Origin of the sequence: Pantoea sp. Morm, assembly GCF_016643525.1 — a bacterium.
GTDB classification, from domain to species: Bacteria; Pseudomonadota; Gammaproteobacteria; order Enterobacterales; family Enterobacteriaceae; genus Pantoea; species Pantoea dispersa.
Map to the genome: position 1 here is coordinate 1 of NZ_VOQX01000077.1, position 20,996 is coordinate 20,996.

The window sequence follows — 20,996 nt, forward strand, 5'->3', positions numbered from 1 at the left end:
GCCAGGCTGATCGCGGCGGTGAGCAGTTCCGGCAGCGGGTAGCGCAGGCTCACCGGGTGGGGGCAGTAGCGACAGCGTCCGCCTAATAGCAGCCAGCTGAGCAGCGGCAGCATGTCGCTCGCGCGCAGCGTGGTCTGGCAGTGGGGACAGTGCGAGCGCGGCAGCAACAGGGGAATGCCGGGTTGCGGGTTCATTACCTGCTGCGGCAGGCGATAAATGACCACGTTGAGAAAGCTACCGACGCACAGCGCCAGCAGTGTACCGATCAACCAGTAGGCGATTTCCATGAGGTTTTCTCCTGCTGTCCATGCAGCGTTGGGTTTTTCTGTCGCCACGAATGGCGATCGTGCAGATCATGGCGCGGTTACCGTGGGGGCGCATTGATGCGTACCGGTGTAAGCGGGGCGATTTTTTGCCCGGTTGCACGACAGGTTGGCATAAAGGTGCCGCGTAACCTTTTTGCGCGATAAATCGCGCCGCTACGGATTTGTGCGGTTTGACGGCAGAGGTCGCCATAAATGGCGACCCTACAAAACCTGTAGGGTGCGCATTGATGCGCACCGCGATCTGTCGCCAACCCTAGCCGGTGTGCGAGAGGCACAATACGCCGGTGGAGACGGCGTGGCGAGCAGCAAAGCGGCGTTGCAGCGATTTGCAGCAGGATTTACGAGCGGGTTCCAGAGAACAGAGGAGATATAAGCAGGGATGCGTGAATTTCACGGGCTGGCAATGACCAAATCGATGCGAAGACAGGCAAAAATCCTATCGATGGGCCAGCCGAGGCTGACAACAATCTAATCAATACACCAGCGGAGACAGATCATAATCCAATCAATGTGCCAGCGAGTTTACTGGCTCTGTTTAAACTGCTGCATGGCTTCCAGCACATTGCTGGTGGCGAGCGACATCACCCATTCGCTGTTGCGAAACACGTCGTAATGGCCGGCGTTATAGCGAAACACATACAGCTCACCGCGGAAACGCAATCCTTTTGTTTTCACGCCAATGTGATGCCGGCGCAGTGCTGCCTGTGAAAGTCTGTCAGTCGCGGTTCTCATCATCATTCTCCTGTCCAGCCTCTGGCGTCACTATCCCAGGGAAGAATAAGCAGCCAACCTTAGGATAACCTTAAGAACAGTATAGTCTCTTGGTTAATGCATTGAAAAACAGCCACTTTAATTGCCGTGTGTCGACAAGCCGACCCATGATGTCTGACCCGATGCTGATTTCGGCCCCGGCGCGCAATCTTCTACCAATCTTCAACATCACGTAAAAAAGTCAGCGTGCCGCTTTGCCATTTAATGTTCAGTTAAGTTTTCCCCCGTATTTTGGTTTCTTATAGCGATAAAACAGACCTGCTTAAGTTTTGTTGCGCGCAGATGACAACAGCACATCAAACGCACTCGTTTAAGTAACGTTTAAACAAAAGGTTACAGCGTGTTTCATCAGGTTGTCATGCGCGGCAATAACGCTTGTTTTATTTTTCAGCATGTTTTCAGGCACAACAGTAAGGTTATCTTATGAGTTTCCTTCCGTTTTCGCGCCCGGCATTGGGTGAGGAAGAACTGGCCGCGGTGCAGGCGGTATTTGCATCGGGCTGGATTACCACCGGGCCGCAGAATGCCGCACTGGAGCAGGCGTTTTGCCAGCTCACCGGCAACCAGCACGCGATTGCCGTCAGCTCCGCCACGGCTGGCATGCACGTCACGTTGATGGCGCTGGGTATCCAGCCCGGCGACGAGGTGATCACCCCGTCGCTGACCTGGGTTTCCACGCTCAATATCATTACGCTGCTGGGCGCCACGCCGGTGATGATCGATGTGGATCGCGATAACCTGATGGTGAGCGCAGAACAGATCGAAGCAGCTATTACGCCGCGCACCCGCGCCATCGTGCCGGTTCACTATGCCGGTGCGCCGGCGGATATCGACGCCCTTCGCGCCGTCAGCGCGCGCCACAATATCCCACTGATTGAAGATGCGGCCCACGCGGTAGGTTGCTACTACAAAGGCCGGCACGTCGGGCAGCAGGGCACCGCAATCTTCTCGTTGCACGCCATCAAAAACATCACCTGCGCCGAAGGCGGCATCGTCGTGACCGATGATGCGCAGCTGGCTGACCGCCTGCGCAGCCTGAAATTCCACGGCCTCGGCGTCGATGCCTACGATCGCCATACCCATGGCCGCAAACCGCAGGCCGAAGTGATCATGCCCGGTTTTAAATACAACCTGCCAGACATCAACGCCGCGATTGCGCTGGTGCAGCTGCAAAAGTTGCCGGCCATCAATGCACGTCGCCAGGCTATCGCCGAGCGCTATTTGCGCGAGCTGGCAGATACGCCGTTGCTGCCGCTGGTGCAGCCGGCGTGGCCGCATCAGCATGCGTGGCATCTGTTTATCATTCGCGTGGACGAAGCGCGCTGCGGTATCAGCCGCGATGCGCTGATGGAGCAGTTGAAAATCCATGACATCGGCACCGGCCTGCATTTCCGCGCCGCGCATACGCACAAGTATTACCGTGAACGCTATCCGCAGCTCTCGCTGCCGGCCACCGAATGGAACAGTGATCGTATCTGCTCGCTGCCCCTGTTCCCCGACATGCACGATGACGATGTAACGCGTGTGATCGCTGCCTTACGCCACCTTGCGGGAGCCTGAGATGCTGGAAGAAAAACCGATTCGCAAAGTCTCCGTGGTGATCCCGGTGTACAACGAAGAACAGAGCCTGCCGGAGCTGGTGCGCCGTACCGACGCTGCCTGCCGCACGCTCGGACTTGACTATGAAATCTTACTGGTGGATGACGGCAGCGCCGACCGCTCCGCGCAGATGATCGCCGATGCGGCGGATATGCCGGGCAGTCACGTGGTCGGCGTGCTGCTGAATCGCAACTACGGACAACACTCGGCGATTATGGCCGGTTTCAGCCATGTTTCCGGTGATGTGATCATTACGCTGGATGCCGATCTGCAAAACCCGCCGGAAGAGATCCCCAATCTGGTCAAAGCCGCGCAGCAAGGCTACGACGTGGTCGGCACCGTGCGTCAGAACCGTCAGGACAGCTGGTTCCGTCGCCGCGCTTCACGCACCATCAACCACCTGATTCAGCGCGTGACCGGCAAAGCGATGGGCGATTATGGCTGCATGCTGCGCGCCTATCGCCGCCACATTGTCGATGCGATGCTCAACTGCCATGAACGCAGCACCTTTATCCCGATTCTGGCAAACACCTTCGCGCGCCGCACCATTGAACTGCCGGTTACGCATGCCGAGCGTGAATTCGGCGACTCCAAATACAGCTTCATGAAGCTGATCAACCTGATGTATGACCTGGTAACCTGCCTGACCACCACGCCGCTGCGTCTGCTGAGTATTGTCGGCAGCTTAATCGCACTGGCCGGTTTCGCCTTTTCTCTGATCCTGATTGTGCTGCGCCTGTTCCTCGGTGCCAGCTGGGCCGGTGACGGTGTGTTCATGCTGTTTGCCGTGCTGTTTATTTTTGTCGGCGCGCAGTTTGTCGGCATGGGCCTGCTGGGCGAATACATCGGTCGTATTTATAACGACGTACGCGCCCGTCCGCGCTACTTCATTCAACGTGTTATCCATCCGCAACAAGATGCCCCGTCTGTACAGGAAATTAAGCAATGAAAACTATCGTCTTCGCCTATGCCGAAATGGGCTGTGCAGGCATCACTGCGCTGCTGAACGCAGGCTATGAAATCAGTGCCATCTTCACCCATGCGGACACCTCGCCGGAGAGCCATGCGTTTCCTTCGGTAGCACGCCTCGCGGCTGAGCAGGGTATTCCGGTGTATGCGCCGGAAGATGCTAACCATCCGCTGTGGGTGGATCGCATCCGCACCATGCAGCCGGACTTTATCTTCTCGTTTTATTATCGCGCACTGCTGAGCGACACGATCCTGAACTGCGCGCGGGTCGGCGCGTTTAACCTGCACGGTTCGCTGCTGCCTAAATACCGTGGTCGTGCGCCGCTTAACTGGGTGCTGGTCAACGGCGAGACGGAGACTGGCGTAACGCTGCACCGCATGGTGAAACGTGCCGATGCCGGCGACATTGTGGCGCAGCAGCGCGTGGCGATTGACCCGCAGGATAATGCGCTGACGCTGCACCGTAAGCTGGTGGCCTGCGCCGACCAGCTGCTGGAAGGCGCGCTGCCGCCGATGAAGCGCGGTGAGATTGCCGCCACGCCGCAGAACGATGCGGAAGCGACCATGCTCGGTCGCCGCACGCCGGAGGACGGCCGCATCAACTGGGAGCTGCCGGCGGCTAAAGTGAATAACCTGGTGCGTGCAGTCACCGATCCGTGGCCTGGTGCGTTTGCGTATGCCGGCACGGTGAAATTCGTGGTGTGGAAAGGGCGGGTTCACCAGGATGCGCCCAGCGCCAAACCGGGCGCGGTGCTGTCAGTTGAGCCGTTCCTGATTGCCTGCGGCGAGGGCGCGCTCGAAGTGGTCACCGGGCAGAGCGACAACGGTGTTTACATGAACGGCAGCCAGCTGGCGCAGAGTCTGGGCATGGTGCCGGGTGCGCTGCTTTACTCGCAGCCGGTTGCTGCGGTAAAACGCCGCACGCGGGTGCTGATCCTCGGCGTAAACGGCTTTATCGGCAACCATCTCACCGAACGCCTGCTGCAGGATGATAACTTTGAGGTTTATGGCCTGGATATCGGTTCCGATGCCATCAGCCGTTTCCTGGATGAACCGCGCTTCCACTTCGTTGAAGGGGATATCAGCATCCACTCTGAATGGATTGAGTATCACATCAAGAAATGTGACGTGGTGCTGCCGCTGGTGGCGATCGCCACGCCGATCGAATATACCCGTAATCCGCTGCGCGTATTCGAGCTGGATTTCGAAGAGAACCTGAAGATTATTCGTGACTGCGTGAAGTATAAAAAGCGCATCATTTTCCCGTCGACCTCCGAAGTGTACGGTATGTGTACCGATCAGCATTTCGACGAGGATCACTCCAACCTGGTGGTCGGACCGATCAATAAACAGCGCTGGATCTATTCGGTATCAAAACAGCTGCTGGACCGGGTGATATGGGCCTATGGCGAAAAAGAGGGGCTGCGCTTTACGCTATTCCGTCCGTTTAACTGGATGGGCCCGCGTCTGGATAACCTCAACGCCGCGCGTATCGGCAGTTCTCGCGCCATCACCCAGCTGATCCTTAATCTGGTGGAAGGCTCGCCGATCAAGCTGATTGACGGCGGCGCGCAGAAGCGCTGTTTCACCGATATTCGCGACGGCATCGAAGCGCTGTTCCGCATTATCGAGAACAAGCACAACAACTGCGATGGCCAGATCGTTAACATTGGTAACCCGGAGAACGAAGCCAGTATTAAAGAGCTGGCGGAACACCTGCTGGCCAGCTTTGAGCGCCACCCGCTGCGCGATCGCTTCCCGCCGTTTGCCGGTTTCCGTGAGGTAGAGAGCAGCAGCTATTACGGCAAAGGCTATCAGGACGTGGAGCACCGCAAGCCATCGATTAAAAACGCCCGCCGCCTGCTCGACTGGACGCCAACCGTGGCGATGGATACCACCATCGACAATACGCTGGACTTCTTCCTGCGCACCGTTGAGCTACAGGAAAAGCCATGAAGCGAGTGGGTTTGCGTGTTGATGTCGATACCTGGCGCGGCACGCAACTGGGCGTACCGGCGCTGCTGCAGCAGTTCAGCCTGCATCAGCTGCAGGCCAGCTTCTTCTTCAGCGTCGGGCCGGACAACATGGGGCGCCACCTGTGGCGCCTGATGAAGCCGCGCTTTCTGTGGAAAATGCTGCGTTCGCGCGCGGCCTCGCTGTACGGCTGGGATATTTTACTGGCCGGTACCGCCTGGCCGGGCCGCGAAATAGGCAAAGGGCTGGCTTCGATTATTCGCGCCACGGCAGATCACCATGAAGTGGGGTTACACGCGTGGGATCACTTTGCCTGGCAGACCTGGGCTGGCGTCTGGTCACCACAGCAGCTGAATGCGCAGATTGCGCGCGGTAAAGCGGCGCTGGAAGCCATTTTGGGTGACAGTGTCACCTGCTCTGCAGTGGCAGGCTGGCGCGCCGACAGCCGGGTACTGGATGCCAAGCAGCCGTTTGGCTTTCGCTATAACAGCGACTGTCGCGGCAGCGGGCCGTTCATTCCGCGCCTCAACGATGGCAGCCTCGGCACGGTGCAAATTCCGGTAACCCTGCCAACGTGGGATGAAGTGGTAGGCCAGCAGGTCAGCGCGGAGGGATTTAACGACTTTATTCTCGCGCAGATGCATGCCGCCAGCGGTACGCCGGTCTATACCATTCACGCAGAGGTCGAAGGCATCGTCGGTTTGCCCGCCTTTGCCGATCTGCTGACGCGCGCGCAGCAGCAGGGCATCCGGTTTTGTCCGCTGAGCGAGCTGCTGCCGGACGATCTCAGTACGCTGCCGCAGGGCCATGTGGTGCGCGGGCACATTGCCGGCCGGGAAGGCTGGCTGGGTTGCCAGAGTTAACATTTTACAGGACCCAAGTATGGAAACACCGATGCGCAGCCGTACCTGCATAGTGCTGCTGATAGCGCTTTTTGCTCTCTATTATCTGATCCCGGTGCCATTCCGTGATCTCTGGCAGCCGGATGAAACCCGCTATGCCGAAATTAGCCGCGAGATGCTGCTGAGCGGTAACTGGGTGGTACCGCACTTTTTCGATTTGCGCTACTTCGAGAAGCCGATTGCCGGTTACTGGATCAATAATTTTGGTCAGCTGTTATTTGGGCATAATAATTTTGGCGTGCGCGCCGGTGCGATTATCTGTACCACGCTGAGTGCCCTGCTGATCTACTGGCTGGGCAAGCGGATGTTCGCCAGCCGCAAAATAGCGCTCACCGCCAGCGTGATCTTTCTTACCTCGCTGCTGGTTTATGGCATCGGCACTTACGCCGTGCTCGATCCGATTCTGCTGTTGTGGCTGGTGGCGGCGATGTGCAGCTTTTGGTTTGCTGCGCAGGCGCACAGTACCTCACAGCGGCTGACGGGCTATGTGCTGCTTGGCGCGGCCTGTGCCATGGGCTTCATGACCAAAGGCTTTCTGGCGCTGGCGGTGCCGGTGCTGGCGATTGTGCCCTGGGTGCTCTGGCAGCGACGTTTTGGCGAACTACTGCGCTGGGGCCCGCTTACTGTGCTGGTGGCGGCCGCGATCAGCGCACCCTGGGCGCTGTCCATTCAGCATCAGGAAGGCGATTTCTGGCACTACTTCTTCTGGGTCGAACATATTCAGCGCTTCGCGGAGAGCGATGCGCAGCACAAAGCCCCGTTCTGGTATTACCTGCCGGTGCTGCTGGCAGGCTGTTTGCCATGGCTCGGCCTGCTGCCAGGCGCGCTGAGCGGCGCATGGCGACAGCGTCAACAGCACGCTGCCGCGATCTATTTGCTTAGCTGGGTTGTGCTGCCGCTGCTGTTCTTTAGCATCGCCAAAGGCAAACTGCCGACCTATATCCTGCCGTGCTTTGCGCCGCTGGCGTTGTTGATGGCGCATTATGCGCACGGTAACACCGGGCGCCTGAAACAGGCGTTGGCGGTAAATGGCTGGATCAACCTGCTGTTTGGTCTGGGCGCCACGCTGCTGGTCGTGGTGGTGCTGGCACCCTGGGGGCTGGCGCACCATCCGGTGTACGCGCGCGATGAGTTGCTGCGGGTACTGTGCGCTGCGCTGGCATTTGCCGGCTGGGCGGTGATGGGCTGGTTAAGCCTGAAAACAGGCCGCTGGCAACTGGCTGCGCTTTGCCCGCTGGCCCTGGCGCTGCTGGTCGGGTTGGCTATCCCACAAAAGGTACGTGATAGCAAACAGCCGCAGAGCTTCGTGAGTGCCGTTCGGCCACAGCTGGCGCAGAGCCGCTATCTGGTGGTGAACAATTCCGGCATCGCTTCTGCGGTCGCATGGGAGTTGCGCCGCAGCGATATCACTTTCTTCGATGAAAAAGGTGAGCTGGAGTACGGACTGGGTTATCCCGATGCAAAAACGCGCTACGTCGACGGGGAAGCCTTCGCCGACTGGCTGCGCCTGCACCGTCGACAGGGTCCGGTGGCACTGGTGCTGCTGCTGAATTCTGACGAAAAGCAAGCGGATGCGCATCTGCCGGTGCCGGACGATGTGTATCAGCAGGGACGGCTGGTCTACTACGGCTACAACGCGACACCATGAATCTGCTGCTGATCCTGCTGGTAAGCCTGCTCAGTTGTGCCGCCCAGCTGTGCCAGAAACAGGCGGCCCACTGCGGCGGGCACCGCCTGTTCGGCTGGCTGGGGCTCAGCCTGCTGCTGCTGGGCACGGCGATGCTGCTGTGGCTGGTGGTGCTGCGCACCGTGCCGGTCAGCGTGGCTTACCCGATGCTGAGCCTGAATTTTGTGCTGGTGGCGGTGGCGGCGCGCGTCATCTGGCGTGAGACCTACACGCGGCGGCAGTGGCTGGGTACGCTGGCGATCGTTGCCGGGGTTGCGCTGATGGGGAGCCATCTGTGAAGGGCTGGCTGCTGGCGCTGGCCAGCGTGCTGCTGGTGTCGCTGGCGCAGCTGCTGCTGCGCACGGCGATGCTTGTGCTGCCACCGCTGGATACATGGACCGCGCTACCGTGGCAGCACGGCCTGATACCGTTAATCGGCGGACTGGCCGCCTACGGCTGCTCAATGCTGTGCTGGCTGCTGGCGCTGCGGCTGCTACCGCTCAACCGGCTCTATCCGCTGCTCAGTCTGAGCTATGTGCTGGTGTGGCTGGCCGCCATTTCTCTGCCGGCCTTGCATGAAACCTTCCGCTGGAGCAGTCTCGCTGGCGTCATATTGATTGTCTGCGGCCTGCTGTGCGTGGCGCTGCCGCGCCGTTAACCGTTAATGCTGCTGCCACCGGTGATATTCACCCTGGCGGCGGCCTGGCGCCGTTTCCGGCAGACGCAGCAGGCCGTACAATGAAATCACACCCAGCACTGCAACATACAGCGCCAGACCATACCAGTGGCCGTGGGTCACCTGCAGAATCTTCACTGCCACCAGTCCGAGTACGCCGCTGCCGATCAGCGAACCGATCTGCCAGATCACCGCGATACCGCTGCAGCGAATGTGCGTGGGAAACAGTTCGGGGAACCATGACGCCTGCGGGGCATAACACATGCTGTGACCCAGCGTCAGCGCCACGATCATTGCCAGCTGCGTGAGCCAGTAGCTGTTGTGCGCCAGCGCGAGAAAAAAGGGCACGATCGAGAGCATGATCAGCAGCGTGCCGATCAGGTAAACCGGCTTGCGACCGATGCGGTCGGAAAGGGCACCCATCAGCGGGATCGCCAGTACTTCGAGGATCACCGCGACGATCATACTGTTCATCAAAATACCGGCATCAAGCTGATTAGCCTTACCCCAGGCAAGGATGATGACGGTAAACAGGGCAAAGGCGCAGGCTTCGATCAGTTTCGCTGCCACGCCGTTGACCACCAGCCGCGGATTACCACGCAGCACCTCTTTTAACGGCCTGGATTCTGCCGCTTTGGTTTCACGAATGGCGGCGAAGACCGGCGATTCATCAATGCGCAGGCGAATAAACAGGCCGACAATCACCAGCAGCGCGCTGAGCAGAAAAGGCACGCGCCAGCCCCAGTCCATCATCTGCTCCGCGCTCAGCGCGGCATTAAGCACAGCGAACAGCGCCAGCGGCAGCAGAAACCCGACCGGAGCACCAATCTGCACCCAACTGGCAAAGAAACCACGCCGGGAAGGCTGCGCATATTCAGCTGTCATTAATACCGCGCCCGCCTGTTCACCGCCGACGCCAAACCCCTGCAGCAAGCGGATGGCAATCAGTAATACCGGGGCCCAGACGCCAATTTTTTCGTAGGTTGGCAGCAGACCAATGCAGAACGTGCCAAGGCCCACGATCAGGATGGTCGCCACCAGCGCTTTTTTGCGTCCCACTTTGTCGCCGATGTGCCCAAACACCATGCCGCCAATAGGACGTGCGAGGAAGCCAACCGCATAAGTGGCGAAGGCAGCGAGTGTGCTGACCAGCGGATCGTGACTGGGAAAGAACAGATGGCCAAAGAACAGTACCGCTGCCGTACCGTAAGCGAAAAAGTCGTAATACTCTGCCGCCGTGCCTATCGCCGAGGCGCTGGCGACGCGGCGGATCAATGATTTAGGGTGAGCTTCAGCGGTATCAGATTGAGCAACAGTTGAAGAGGCCATGACAAATCCCTAAGAGGTTAAAGAGCGACTACCATACAAGAAGGTTTGTGCAGTTGTTGCGCGATTGATCACAAAGCGTGGCGACTCCCGGCGTAAAGGGGCCGATCTGCTGCGCTTAAATAACCACCTCGCCCGATCTTCATTCACCTTTTTTCTGCTGATGTAAATCCATCAAAATAAACCGGTCAAAAGGCTTGAACTCACAATTTGAAAAGCAGGTTTCAAATATAAATTAACATGAAATAAAAATGCCGATAGCCTGGACGCGCTGCTTTGTTCTGATGCTTTTCCTAACGCATTTTTTACCAGGAGGTATTATGGAAAAAGAACTTTATCTCTCCACCAACACCGCGTCCGGCCCCAACAGCACAACAAAAACCGAACCCTTCGTAAAAATCATCGCGCTGGTGGCGACACTCGGCGGGCTGCTGTTTGGTTACGATACCGGCGTGGTATCCGGCGCGCTGCTGTTCATGCGCAGCGATTTGCATCTCACGCCGTTCACTACCGGGCTGGTGACCAGTTCACTGTTGTTCGGCGCTGCCTTTGGCGCGCTGCTGGCAGGGCACTTCGCGGATGCCCTCGGCCGCCGCAAAATCATCATCACGCTGGCCTTTATTTTTGCCCTCGGCGCGGTCGGCTCTGCCTTCGCACCTGATGTGGTGACGATGATTGCGTCACGCCTGTTTCTTGGTATTGCCGTTGGCGGGGCGGCTGCCACTGTGCCGGTTTATATCGCGGAAATTGCCCCGGCGAATAAACGCGGTCAACTGGTGACGCTGCAGGAGCTGATGATTGTTTCTGGCCAGCTGCTGGCCTATGTCTCCAATGCCACTTTCAATGAAATCTGGGGTGGCGAACATACCTGGCGCTGGATGCTGGCCATCTCCACCGTACCCGCCGTGCTGTTGTGGATCGGAATGATCTTTATGCCGGAAAGTCCACGCTGGCACGTCATGCGCGGCAACACCGCTGGCGCGCGCAGGGTGCTGGAGAAAACCCGGGCGGCGGAGGACGTAGAGTGGGAGCTGGAGGAGATCGAAGAGACCATCGAAGAGCATCGCCAGCAAGGCAAAGGTCGCCTGCGTGATCTGCGCACGCCATGGTTGCGCAAAGTGTTTTTACTGGGAATTGGCATTGCCGCCATCCAACAGCTGACCGGTGTGAACACCATCATGTACTACGCGCCAACCATGCTCACTGCCACCGGGCTGAGCAACGATGCGGCGTTGTTCGCCACCATCGCCAACGGCGTGATCTCGGTAATCATGACGCTGGTGGGGATCGTGATAATCGGTAAGGTTGGTCGTCGTCCGCTGGTGCTGATAGGGCAGATGGGCTGTACCGCCTGCCTGTTCTTTATCGCTACGGTGTGCCTGCTAATGCCGGAGTATCACGCCGGTGGTGCGGTTAATCTGCTGCGGGCCTATCTGGTACTGGCCGGAATGTTGATGTTTTTATGTTTTCAGCAGGGCGCGCTGTCACCGGTCACCTGGTTGCTGCTGTCGGAAATCTTCCCGGCGCGCATGCGCGGCATTTGCATGGGCGGTGCCGTTTTTGCCTTGTGGATTGCCAACTTCGCCATTTCCATGGCCTTCCCGCTGTTGCTGGCCGCCTTTGGCCTGGCCGGGGCGTTTCTCACCTTCGCCGTGATCGGGATCGGCGGCGCCCTGTTCGTGCTGCGTGCTATCCCGGAAACCAAAGGGCGCAGCCTGGAACAGGTCGAACACTATTTCTATGAACTGTATGACGGTAAAGACTAAATGTGAGGGCGCTCAGGCTGATGTAAATCACTCAAAGAAGCCGCAGAGCGGGCAAAAAAGATAACTTACTATCAGGGCATGTCAGTACCTTGCAGCAAACAGAACCTTACCCAGTGATTATTATCCAGGAAAGATCATGACCTACAAAATAAGCAGTGACCGATTCTGTGTTAACCGTAAAATTGCCCCTCATCTCAGCATGGCGGAATTCTTCGCGCTGGTGGAACAACTGGGATTAAATAAAGTTGAAATACGCAACGATATGAAAAGCGGCAGCGTGACCGACGGCGCAGGCGGTGAGGAAGTGCGTCGTCTGGCAGCGCAGCATCAGCTTGAGATCGAAACCATCAACGCGGTGTATCCTTTCAACCAGTTAGATGATGCAGTGCTGGAAAAAACGCGTGCGCTGTTAGCCGATGCGCGCGCCACCGGGGCGAAAGCGCTGGTGCTCTGTCCGCTCAATGATGGGACACCGGTAAGTAATGAGCAAACCGTACAGGCGCTGCAAACCCTGGCGCCGCTGTTTGCCGAATATGGTGTTGCCGGGCTGGTTGAACCGCTCGGTTTTCCGCAGAGCTCACTGCGCTCCGCCGCGCTGGCGCAGCAGCTTATCGCTCAGGCCGGCGTGCCGTTTAACATCGTGCTGGATACCTTCCATCATCACCTGTACGAAGGCGCCGAACAGGATTTCGCCGGTGGCGTAGACGTGAATCACATCGGCCTGGTGCATCTCTCTGGCGTAACGGATGCGCGCCCGACTCATCAACTCACCGACGAAGAGCGCATCATGCTGAGCGCGGATGACCTGCTGAAATCCCGCGAGCAGGTGCAGCGCCTGGAAGAGATGGGCTATCGCGGTGTTTATGCTTTCGAGCCGTTTTCGTCGGTGATGGAGAGCTGGAACGCTGAGGATATTGCGCGCGAAATCCGCAGCAGCATTGATTATCTCAACCACTAACCAATCCGGCATTTTGCTGAAGGAACCTCGCATGACACTCAATATTGGTGTAATCGGCACTGGCGCTATCGGCCGTGAACACATTCGTCGTTGCAGCCAGGTGCTGCAGCATGCGCGCGTGGTCGCGCTTAATGATATCAATCGCAACAACTGTGAGCAGGTGATTAACGAGCTCGGCTTGCAGGCGGAGATTTACGACAACGCGCACGATTTAATCGTCGCGCCGGAGGTGCAGGCCATTCTGGTTACCTCATGGGGCCCGACGCATGAAGAGTTTGTGCTGGCAGCCATCAAAGCCGGCAAAGCGGTATTCTGCGAGAAGCCACTGGCGGTGACCGCGCAGGGCTGTATGAATATCGTCGAAGCGGAAATTGCCGCGGGCAAAAAACTGGTGCAGGTGGGTTTTATGCGACCCTACGACAGCGGCTATCGCGCGCTGAAAGCGGTTATCGACGGCGGCACCCTGGGTGAGCCGCTGATGCTACACTGCGCGCACCGCAATCCGGCGGTCGGCGATGCTTATACCACCGATATGGCGATCACCGATACGTTGATCCATGAACTCGACGTGCTGCGCTGGCTGCTGAACGATGATTACGTCAGCGCGCAGGTGATTTACCCCCGCAAGACCCGCCACGCGTCATCGCACCTGAAAGATCCGCAGATTGTGCTGCTGGAAACCGCGAAGGGTATCCGCATTGATGTCGAGATCTTTGTGAACTGTGCCTATGGTTACGACATTCAGTGTGAGGTGGTTGGCGAGAGCGGCATTGCCCGCCTGCCTGAACCAATGTCGGTGCAAACCCGCCACGCGGCGCAGCTCTCCACTGGCATTCTGACCGACTGGAAAAAACGTTTCATCGCTGCCTATGACGTTGAGCTGCAGGATTTCATTAACAACGTGCTGTCGGGCAATATGACTGGCCCGTCGGCGTGGGACGGCTATGCCGCCGCCGTGGCGGCCGATGCCTGTGTCGCGGCACAGAACAACGGTGACATTGTCCCGATTACCATGCCGCCACGTCCGGCTTTTTATTGTTAATCCCACCACATCGCGGCTGGCGCACCCTAACCGGTGCGCCTTTATGTGACATTGTCACCTGTTGACAGCCATCTTCCCCTCAGTCACCGCCGCGCCTCACATTTGTTAGCGATCCCGTGTATCATCGCCGCCTTTATGTTGTGCAAGGAAAAGTGTGATGACGGAGAGCGTAATGGCGCGCCGCCAGCCCTCGGTATGGTGGGGCGCCATGATCATCTGTGGGACGGTAGTGGGCGCCGGTATGTTTACGTTGCCGATCGTGATGGCCGGGGCGTGGTTTGGCTGGGCGCTGCTGCTGCTGGGCATCAGCTGGGGCGCAATGCTGCTCTCCGGGCTGCTGTTTATGCGTGTCAGCCTGCATTATCCGCCAGGCGCGGGCTACGATACGCTGACGCGCGATTTGCTTGGGCGCGGCTGGGCCAGCATCAATGGCCTTAGCATCCTGTTTGTGCTGGGCATTCTCACCTACGCTTATATTTCAGCCAGCGGTCCGGTTTACCAGCACTCGCTGAATCAGCTTGGCGTGCCGCTCTCAACCGCCGGGGCCAAAGTCGCGCTGACGTTGTGTGTCGCCGCCGTGGTGTGGCTCGGCACCACCGGCGTCAGTCGTTTGATGACGTTCTGCGTGCTGGCAAAAATCCTGCTATTGATTTTGCTGTTCGGCGGACTGTTAACCCAGGTTGACGTGCCCTCGCTGTTCGCCGCCGCCGCGCCGGGAGACAGCTACTGGCCTTACGCACTGGGCGTGCTGCCGTTCTGTCTGGCCTCTTTTGGCTATCACGGTAACATCACCGGGCTGGTGAGTTATTATCAGCGCCGCGAGTCGCCGGTGACACGCGCGCTGGTGCTGGGCACGCTGATGTCGCTGGCGCTGTACCTGTTCTGGATTGTCTGCACCATGGGGAATTTGCCGCGCGCCGCGTTTCCTGACATCGTGCAGCAGGGTGGAGATATTGCCGCGCTGATGGCCGCGCTGCGCGATCATCTGCACGTGCGCGCGTTGTCGCTGATGATGTCGGTGTTCTCACATTTTGCGGTGATTGCCTCGTTTCTAGGCGTGACGGCAGGTCTGTTTGATTTCATCGCCGACCGCCTCGGCTGGGGGCATTCCCCGCGCGCGCGGCTGCAAACCGCCTGCCTGACATTTTTGCCGCCGCTGCTCGCTTCGCTATGGTGGCCGCATGGCTTCGTAGCCGCCATCGGTTTTGCCGGTCTGTTTGCCACGCTGTGGGCGGTGATTATTCCTGCGCTGCTGGCGCGGCGTGCGCAACAGCGTTTCGCCGATCGGCCGCGTACGCCACTGGCGATTGGTCTGGTGCTGCTTTTCGGCGCGCTGAATGTGCTGGCATGGACGCTGAGCTGGCTGGGTGTGTTACCGCAATTTGCTGCGGCCTGAGTGGCGTGAGCCATGGGGTTCAGAGGTGAGGCTGCACTATTCGTATCGTAGCGGCGCGATTTATCGCGCGAATCCATTCGCCGCACCGTTGTAAATTGCGCAATGAATTGCGCCGCTACCCGGCGCTGGGGCTACGAATGGGTTGAATAATTCACTCTGCTCAAGTCAGCGATAAGACCCGGTCCGTTGGGCTGCCAGTTGAGCTGCTGCCGCGTCCAGGCACCGCTGGCACGCAGATCCAGCCTGGCGAAAGCGGCGAACCAGCCGAAATGCTCCGCGGCCTGGTCAGGTTTCAGCGAAACGGCAGGAATCCCCAGGCCTGCTGCCACGGTTTCAGCAATCAGCCGTGAGGCAATGCTTTCCTCTGCTACCGCATGATACCGTTTGCCGCGTTCGCCTTGCTCAAGCACTTTTACGTACAGCCCGGCGACGTCATCAACGTGTGCCGCGCACCAGGCGTTTTCACCTCCGCCGATATAAGCTGCCGCGCCTTTCTCCCTGGCAAGAGCGATGTAATAGCTGATTAATCCCTGACGTTCGGTGTTGTGAACCTGAGGTAAACGCACCACACGTAGATCGATTCCCGATTCAAGGAGCTTAGTACCTTCCAGCTCCGAGGCGACGCGTGGGTTAGGGTGTGCCGGGTTGAAATTCTGCTCAAAAGCGGGCTGGCCGCTGCCGTCATCACCCATTCCGGTACCAGAAGTGATGAGCAGCGGACGCTGACTGCCCTGCAATACAGAGCCAATCGCGCGAATAACGCGGCGGTCTTTTTCGCAATTTTCGACAAAACGGCTGAAATCATGATCGAAAGCGGTGTGGATCACCGCATCACATTGGTCAATGCCGGCAATCCACGCCTGGGGATCTTCCAGCGTACCGCGCTGGGCTGTGGCGCCCTTATCGTTTAACTGCTGAGCTGCTTCTTCTGAACGTACAAGACCGGTCACCTGATGGCCGCGAGCCAGCAGGGCCGATACAACGCGTGAGCCGATAAAGCCCGTCGCACCCGTTATAAAAATACGCATAGCCTGTCTCCTGAGTGATTTAGTGCGACAGCGTAAGCGCGGATCTTTTACTATTAAAGTAGTGAAGTTATCAGGGTATAAACATTAACAGGGTGATTTATGACGCTGCTTTCTGAAAATCCGCTGGGTGAGTTTTTAAGGGCACGCCGTCTGGCAATTGACCCGGCTTCGTTTGGTTTTTTGCCCGGCCGCCGCCGTACGCCGGGCCTGCGCCGCGAAGAGGTTGCCCAGCTCGCGAATATCAGCCCGACCTGGTACACCTGGCTTGAGCAGGGCCGCGGGGGAGCGCCCTCGCGTGAGGTACTGAACCGCATTGCTGCCGGACTGCGGCTTACGTCTCCCGAGCGCGATCATCTGTTCATCCTCGCATTTGGGCATCCGCCAGAAAACCGGGTAAGTCGGTCCGACAGCATAACCCCACGGCTGCAACGCGTACTGGAAAGCCTGACGATTCCGGCGATTATTAAAACAGCCACCTGGGATGTGGTGGCATGGAATCATCCGGCGACGGTTGTGCTGAAGGATTACGGGCAACTTCCGCCCGCGCGGCGCAATATTCTGCGCCTGCTGTTTACCGATCAGGAAGCGCGGGGGATGCAAGACGACTGGGAGGGCGTTGCCCGTCTCATCGTCAACGCCTTTCGGGCGGATGCCGCGCGCCTGGGGGCTTCAGAGGAAATTGATCGACTGGTTGAGGAGCTATCCGCTCAAAGCGCTGACTTCGCCCGCCTGTGGCGTAACAACGATGTGGCCGGGCATGGCGAAGGGTTTAAGGTGCTGCATCATCCGCAAATGGGGACGATTGCCCTGGAGTTCTCGACCTTTTCTGTTGAAGGCAGGCCGGATTTAACGATGATGCTCTTTAATCCGGCAACCGATGAAAGCAGAGCGAAAACAGAGCGCTGGATTTCACAGAACCCAGCTCAGCGCGTAGTCTGAGTCAGACAGTTTTTAATGCGTCAGCCAGCACGCTATAGCAATCACACCAGCCGAAAAAACAGGCTTACCCTGTAATGGGCAGGAGAAACGGAATAGAAATTCTCCTGCCTGATTCAATCGCTTAACGAGGCAACGGTTCAACAAAACGTACTGGTATAAATATACCGTCCGCAGCGCCTTTTTTGCTTAGTTGCCGCGATAGGTGGAGTAGCCGTACTGGCTGAGCAGCAGTGGAATATGGTAGTGCTGCTCGGCATTATCCAGGTTGAACATCACCGGGATTTCCGGGAAAAAGGTCGGCTGGGCGTTTTTTTTGTAATAGTCACCGGTTTTAAAAATTACGCGGTAGATACCGGTCTGCGCCTTCTTGCCCGCCGGGTAAAGCGCCGGAATACGCCCCTGTTCGTTGGTGGTGCCCTGCGCCAGTTTCACCCACTCGTCACCTTGTTTCTTATCCAGCTCGACCTCAATACCTGCGGTCGGTACGCCGGTTTGCAGATTCAGCACATGCACGCTCAGGGGATTTTTCATCTCAGCGGCCAGGCCGCTCACGCTGAAAGCGCAGAGCGCGCCGCCCAGTAAATAATGCTGCAATTTCATCTCATTTTCCTTTTGGTTAATTGGCCGGGAAAGCATAAGACGAAAATAGTGCGGTCGCGCACAATGGGCTGAAATCTGTGAAATTTCCCAGAACAGAACCGGCAACCGGGCGGCTGCCGGTTAGGGAAATCACTGGTTGCTGTTCAGGGTGCCTTTCAGGCCGTGCGGTTCGGAACGCAGGTACTGAGGCGGCGCTTTGGCCTGCGCGCCCAGTTCGGCGGCGGCGTGCCATGGCCAGCGTGGGTCATACAGCACCGCGCGTGCCAGCGCAATCAAATCGGCATCCTGCTCCTGCAGCGCCTGCTCGGCCTGTTTCGGTTCGGTAATCAGCCCCACGCCAATCACCGGAATCGAGACCTGCTGGCGAATCTCGCGGGCGAACGGCAACTGATAACCAGGGCCCACGCTGATTTGCTGCTGCGGTGCCAGGCCCCCGCTGGAGACGTGAATGTAGGCGCAGCCTGCGGCTTCGAGCTGCTGGCTGAAAACAATCGATTGCTGATTATCCCAGCCGCCCTCGATCCAGTCGGTGGCAGAAAGCCGCACGCCAACCGGGATTTCCGCCGGCAGCGCAGCGCGCAGCGCCTTGAACACCTCAAGCGGGAAACGCAGACGGTTCTCTAATGAGCCGCCATATTCATCGTCACGCTGGTTGCTGAGCGGCGACAGAAACTGGTGCAGCAAATAGCCGTGCGCAGCATGCAGTTCCACCAGCTGAATGCCGATGCGTACCGCGCGCAGGGCGCTATCGACAAAGGCCTGTTTCAGCTGCGCCAGATCCTGTTTGCTGAGTGCGGCCGGCGGACGCTCATCCTGTGCAAACGGCTGCGCAGACGGCGCGACGGTCTGCCAGCCGCCGTGTTCCTCAGAGAGCTGCGCACCGCCTTGCCATGGCGCAGCACAAGACGCTTTGCGCCCGGCGTGACCCAACTGAATGCCAATCGGCAGGGTAGCGTAGCGCCGCACGTCCTGCAGCACGCTGGCCAGCGCGGCTTCTGTCGCGTCGTCCCATAACCCCAGGTCGCCCGGCGTGATACGGCCAATAGCTTCCACCGCCGTTGCCTCGATAATCAGCAGTCCCGCGCCGGAGAGCGCCAGCTGGCCGAGATGAATGCGGTGCCAGGCCGTTGCCTGACCTTCTTCCGCTGAGTATTGGCACATCGGTGCAATCACAATGCGATTTTCCAGCGACAACTCGCCAAGCTGCGTCGCGCTAAACAGTAAACTCATGCATACCTCATATCCGCACGTTAATGACTCACTACAGCATAGGAGCTGCAGCCGGATTTGCAGCAATGCCAGATGTAAGCGGCAATGACACCCATTAATTACAACATACTATTAGTGATTAATGTAATGGTGCCGGGTTCGGCTAACGTGCCGTTAAGGCTAACTAGCGCCATTTATTCAAACCAGGGGCTGAGGTTTAACAAAACGCAAGCTAACGCTAATGAATTCTGGACGGGCGTAAACCTGGCGGTCCAAAATAACTTCTCATGTTAAGAGGGATCTGATTAAGTATTATCGAATCATCGGCTAATCAAAGGAACTGTGAAATGGATGAAGCACTACTCGCAATGATGCGTTCAAATGGGCGCAACAGGGCCTGGGCAGAATCGATGGTCAATCTTGAAGCCCGTAAGCTGATTGAAACGGCTAACCGTGAAGCCGGGTTTCACATCAGGGATGGACTTACACGACTCCAGTTTGTGCAGGAAATAAGGGATGTGATTGAAGAGCAGTTCTCGATCGCCCGGCGCGCAAAGTCTGATGAAGAGTGCATGGTCTGCGTAAAAAACCTCAGGGCAGAGACCGAAAATCTTGCAGAGCAGGGGCAAATGCTGCGCAGGAATACTGCGAAACTTTACGCCAAAGTGGAGTTCGTCCGGGAAAATAACAAAATTGTCGGTTATGTGATTTCTGCTGTGAATGTAGTGCTTTCGGGCGCAGAAATAGCTTTAGGAACAACGCTACTGGCTAGCGCTAATCCATTGGGTGTGCTGGCTGGCGCAATACTCGTTGTGGATGGATTCAATGGCCTTAGTAAAGAATTTAGCCATCAGGTCCTTCATGATTCTTCATCTGAAGGGTTCGCTGCCAATGCTGCTATGTCTACGGCTGAATTTATGGGTTTTAGTTCTAAAAGTGGATTAGGCGTATATAAATCAATCTCACTTATTGCTAACGCTTACAGCATCTTAGGCTTAATAAGAAAGCCTGGAGCATGGAGACTATTTCGCTATATGCCCATCGATTATTACAGGAAAGTCAGCACGTTAAGTCGGCCAAAACTAACCATGAAAATAGTTGGATACGGCGTGAAGGCCAAAGTTATTTTTGATCTGATGACAATTACAGATCGCCCTTAATCCCGGAAGCATGTTTTTTATACCGCCAGGCTTTAAAAGCGAGTTTGGCGGGCGTCAAATACCAGATAAAAGGTAACCCTACAATTAAAGAAAAAGCCAGAGAGAGTGTGTTATTTTTTGTAGATAAAACAGATGTAAAAATCAGGATTAAAAAAGCAATAATAGTTATCCACTTAGCTACATTAAATCGTTTTGCTAAATCCTGAACCACTTCATCAAGAGTTCCCCCGAAATTTTCCACATTGCTTTTGATTTTCTGGATATCTTTATGACTGAAGCCGGACTCCAGCAGTGATTCTTCGCTAATTTTCATGGATTTCATCCTTAAAATTCACCATAACATCACCGGTAAGTTTACCCGAAAACAGGCGATAAATCGCCATCTGCGAATCATGTTTCGATGTTGGTTATTTTATATTTAAAACAGCAGCTTACGTCATTAGTCTGACTTGCTGGTTGTTTGTAATCGAGTTACCAGAGAAGCAGCACAAAACCGGCAGCGATGACCGGCGGCAGCAACACGTACGGCAGTATGGACAATTCTTCACTGAACGCATAGCCAGCTTTGTTGATACCTGTCCACATGTTGATGAATGCGATTATCACCCAGACGGCGATGAAACTTTTCGTGGTTAACTCACTGGGAAAGGGCCCTAAATGCCAGAGCCATCCAAATGCCAGGAAGATGC

General features: G+C 57.2%; 21 protein-coding genes. 13 read left to right on the top strand and 8 right to left on the bottom strand.

The window, feature by feature from the left end; genetic code table 11:
- The coding region (locus tag FT726_RS20900; RefSeq protein ID WP_346303366.1) for a prepilin peptidase at positions 1-287 on the bottom strand (287 nt) is incomplete at its 3' end.
- Positions 288-848: 561 nt separating this feature from the next.
- A complete protein-coding gene (locus FT726_RS20905) occupies positions 849-1,064 on the bottom strand; it encodes a hypothetical protein (protein ID WP_227746467.1) in 216 nt (71 codons plus the stop codon).
- Positions 1,065-1,520: 456 nt separating this feature from the next.
- Here FT726_RS20905 and arnB point away from each other — a divergent pair, with 456 nt between their 5' ends.
- The 7 genes from arnB to arnF are packed head-to-tail and all read left to right on the top strand — an operon-like array spanning position 1,521 to position 8,865.
- A complete protein-coding gene (arnB, locus tag FT726_RS20910; RefSeq protein WP_058781504.1) occupies positions 1,521-2,657 on the top strand; it encodes a UDP-4-amino-4-deoxy-L-arabinose aminotransferase in 1,137 nt (378 codons plus the stop codon).
- Between the two features lies 1 nt (position 2,658).
- On the top strand, positions 2,659-3,645 hold the full coding sequence (arnC, locus tag FT726_RS20915) for an undecaprenyl-phosphate 4-deoxy-4-formamido-L-arabinose transferase (RefSeq protein ID WP_021509379.1): 987 nt from the start codon (positions 2,659-2,661) through the stop codon (positions 3,643-3,645).
- The gene (arnA, locus tag FT726_RS20920) at positions 3,642-5,621 is read left to right on the top strand and encodes a bifunctional UDP-4-amino-4-deoxy-L-arabinose formyltransferase/UDP-glucuronic acid oxidase ArnA (protein ID WP_288421674.1); all 1,980 of its coding nucleotides are present in this window, start codon (positions 3,642-3,644) and stop codon (positions 5,619-5,621) included. Before arnC ends, arnA begins: the two co-directional genes overlap by 4 nt.
- Positions 5,618-6,502, top strand: a complete 885-nt coding sequence (gene arnD / locus FT726_RS20925; RefSeq protein WP_211727303.1) for a 4-deoxy-4-formamido-L-arabinose-phosphoundecaprenol deformylase — start codon at positions 5,618-5,620, stop codon at positions 6,500-6,502. The genes arnA and arnD overlap by 4 nt, the downstream gene beginning before the upstream one ends.
- Positions 6,503-6,521: 19 nt before the next feature.
- Positions 6,522-8,189, top strand: coding sequence for a lipid IV(A) 4-amino-4-deoxy-L-arabinosyltransferase (arnT, locus tag FT726_RS20930; protein ID WP_407075081.1), 1,668 nt, complete (start codon positions 6,522-6,524; stop codon positions 8,187-8,189).
- Positions 8,186-8,506: a 4-amino-4-deoxy-L-arabinose-phosphoundecaprenol flippase subunit ArnE gene (arnE, locus tag FT726_RS20935; RefSeq protein WP_088517260.1), complete on the top strand. Its 321-nt coding sequence runs from the start codon at positions 8,186-8,188 to the stop codon at positions 8,504-8,506. Before arnT ends, arnE begins: the two co-directional genes overlap by 4 nt.
- Positions 8,503-8,865 carry a 4-amino-4-deoxy-L-arabinose-phosphoundecaprenol flippase subunit ArnF gene (gene arnF, locus FT726_RS20940; RefSeq protein WP_058759137.1) on the top strand — a complete coding sequence of 121 codons (363 nt, stop codon included), beginning with the start codon at positions 8,503-8,505 and terminating at the stop codon, positions 8,863-8,865. Before arnE ends, arnF begins: the two co-directional genes overlap by 4 nt.
- Before the next feature lie 3 nt (positions 8,866-8,868).
- On the opposite strand, the gene FT726_RS20945 is transcribed toward arnF, so the two are convergent.
- Positions 8,869-10,212 (bottom strand): MFS transporter, encoded by a 1,344-nt coding sequence (locus FT726_RS20945; RefSeq protein WP_260640869.1) that lies wholly within the window; start codon positions 10,210-10,212, stop codon positions 8,869-8,871.
- Positions 10,213-10,529: 317 nt separating this feature from the next.
- Here FT726_RS20945 and FT726_RS20950 point away from each other — a divergent pair, with 317 nt between their 5' ends.
- The 4 genes from FT726_RS20950 (at position 10,530) to FT726_RS20965 (ending at position 15,371) form a co-directional block, all read left to right on the top strand.
- Positions 10,530-11,975: a sugar porter family MFS transporter gene (locus tag FT726_RS20950; protein ID WP_058781499.1), complete on the top strand. Its 1,446-nt coding sequence runs from the start codon at positions 10,530-10,532 to the stop codon at positions 11,973-11,975.
- Positions 11,976-12,111: 136 nt separating this feature from the next.
- Positions 12,112-12,933 (top strand): TIM barrel protein, encoded by an 822-nt coding sequence (locus tag FT726_RS20955; RefSeq protein WP_152390779.1) that lies wholly within the window; start codon positions 12,112-12,114, stop codon positions 12,931-12,933.
- Positions 12,934-12,964: 31 nt separating this feature from the next.
- Positions 12,965-13,975, top strand: a complete 1,011-nt coding sequence (locus FT726_RS20960) for a Gfo/Idh/MocA family oxidoreductase (RefSeq protein ID WP_346303367.1) — start codon at positions 12,965-12,967, stop codon at positions 13,973-13,975.
- Between the two features lie 157 nt (positions 13,976-14,132).
- Positions 14,133-15,371 (top strand): aromatic amino acid transporter, encoded by a 1,239-nt coding sequence (locus FT726_RS20965; protein WP_346303368.1) that lies wholly within the window; start codon positions 14,133-14,135, stop codon positions 15,369-15,371.
- Between the two features lie 131 nt (positions 15,372-15,502).
- Here FT726_RS20965 and FT726_RS20970 read toward each other — a convergent pair whose 3' ends face one another.
- Positions 15,503-16,399, bottom strand: a complete 897-nt coding sequence (locus FT726_RS20970; protein WP_346303369.1) for an SDR family oxidoreductase — start codon at positions 16,397-16,399, stop codon at positions 15,503-15,505.
- A gap of 99 nt (positions 16,400-16,498) precedes the next feature.
- Between FT726_RS20970 and FT726_RS20975 the strand changes: the two genes are divergently transcribed.
- Positions 16,499-17,338 (top strand): helix-turn-helix transcriptional regulator, encoded by an 840-nt coding sequence (locus tag FT726_RS20975; protein ID WP_215800944.1) that lies wholly within the window; start codon positions 16,499-16,501, stop codon positions 17,336-17,338.
- Between the two features lie 186 nt (positions 17,339-17,524).
- On the opposite strand, the gene uraH is transcribed toward FT726_RS20975, so the two are convergent.
- Together uraH and FT726_RS20985 are read right to left on the bottom strand one after the other, a co-directional pair.
- Complete coding sequence (uraH, locus tag FT726_RS20980; RefSeq protein ID WP_346303370.1) at positions 17,525-17,938, bottom strand: hydroxyisourate hydrolase; 414 nt, start codon at positions 17,936-17,938, stop codon at positions 17,525-17,527.
- A 129-nt stretch (positions 17,939-18,067) separates the two neighbouring features.
- Positions 18,068-19,168: an NADH:flavin oxidoreductase/NADH oxidase gene (locus FT726_RS20985; RefSeq protein WP_346303371.1), complete on the bottom strand. Its 1,101-nt coding sequence runs from the start codon at positions 19,166-19,168 to the stop codon at positions 18,068-18,070.
- 326 nt (positions 19,169-19,494) lie between these two features.
- Here FT726_RS20985 and FT726_RS20990 point away from each other — a divergent pair, with 326 nt between their 5' ends.
- Positions 19,495-20,307, top strand: coding sequence for a DUF4225 domain-containing protein (locus FT726_RS20990; RefSeq protein WP_346303372.1), 813 nt, complete (start codon positions 19,495-19,497; stop codon positions 20,305-20,307).
- Here the strand turns inward: FT726_RS20990 and FT726_RS20995 are convergent.
- Together FT726_RS20995 and FT726_RS21000 are read right to left on the bottom strand one after the other, a co-directional pair.
- Positions 20,291-20,620, bottom strand: coding sequence for a hypothetical protein (locus tag FT726_RS20995; RefSeq protein WP_125311792.1), 330 nt, complete (start codon positions 20,618-20,620; stop codon positions 20,291-20,293). The two genes, FT726_RS20990 and FT726_RS20995, sit on opposite strands and share 17 nt — an antisense overlap.
- Positions 20,621-20,778: 158 nt before the next feature.
- The coding region (locus FT726_RS21000; protein WP_346303373.1) for a hypothetical protein at positions 20,779-20,996 on the bottom strand (218 nt) is incomplete at its 5' end.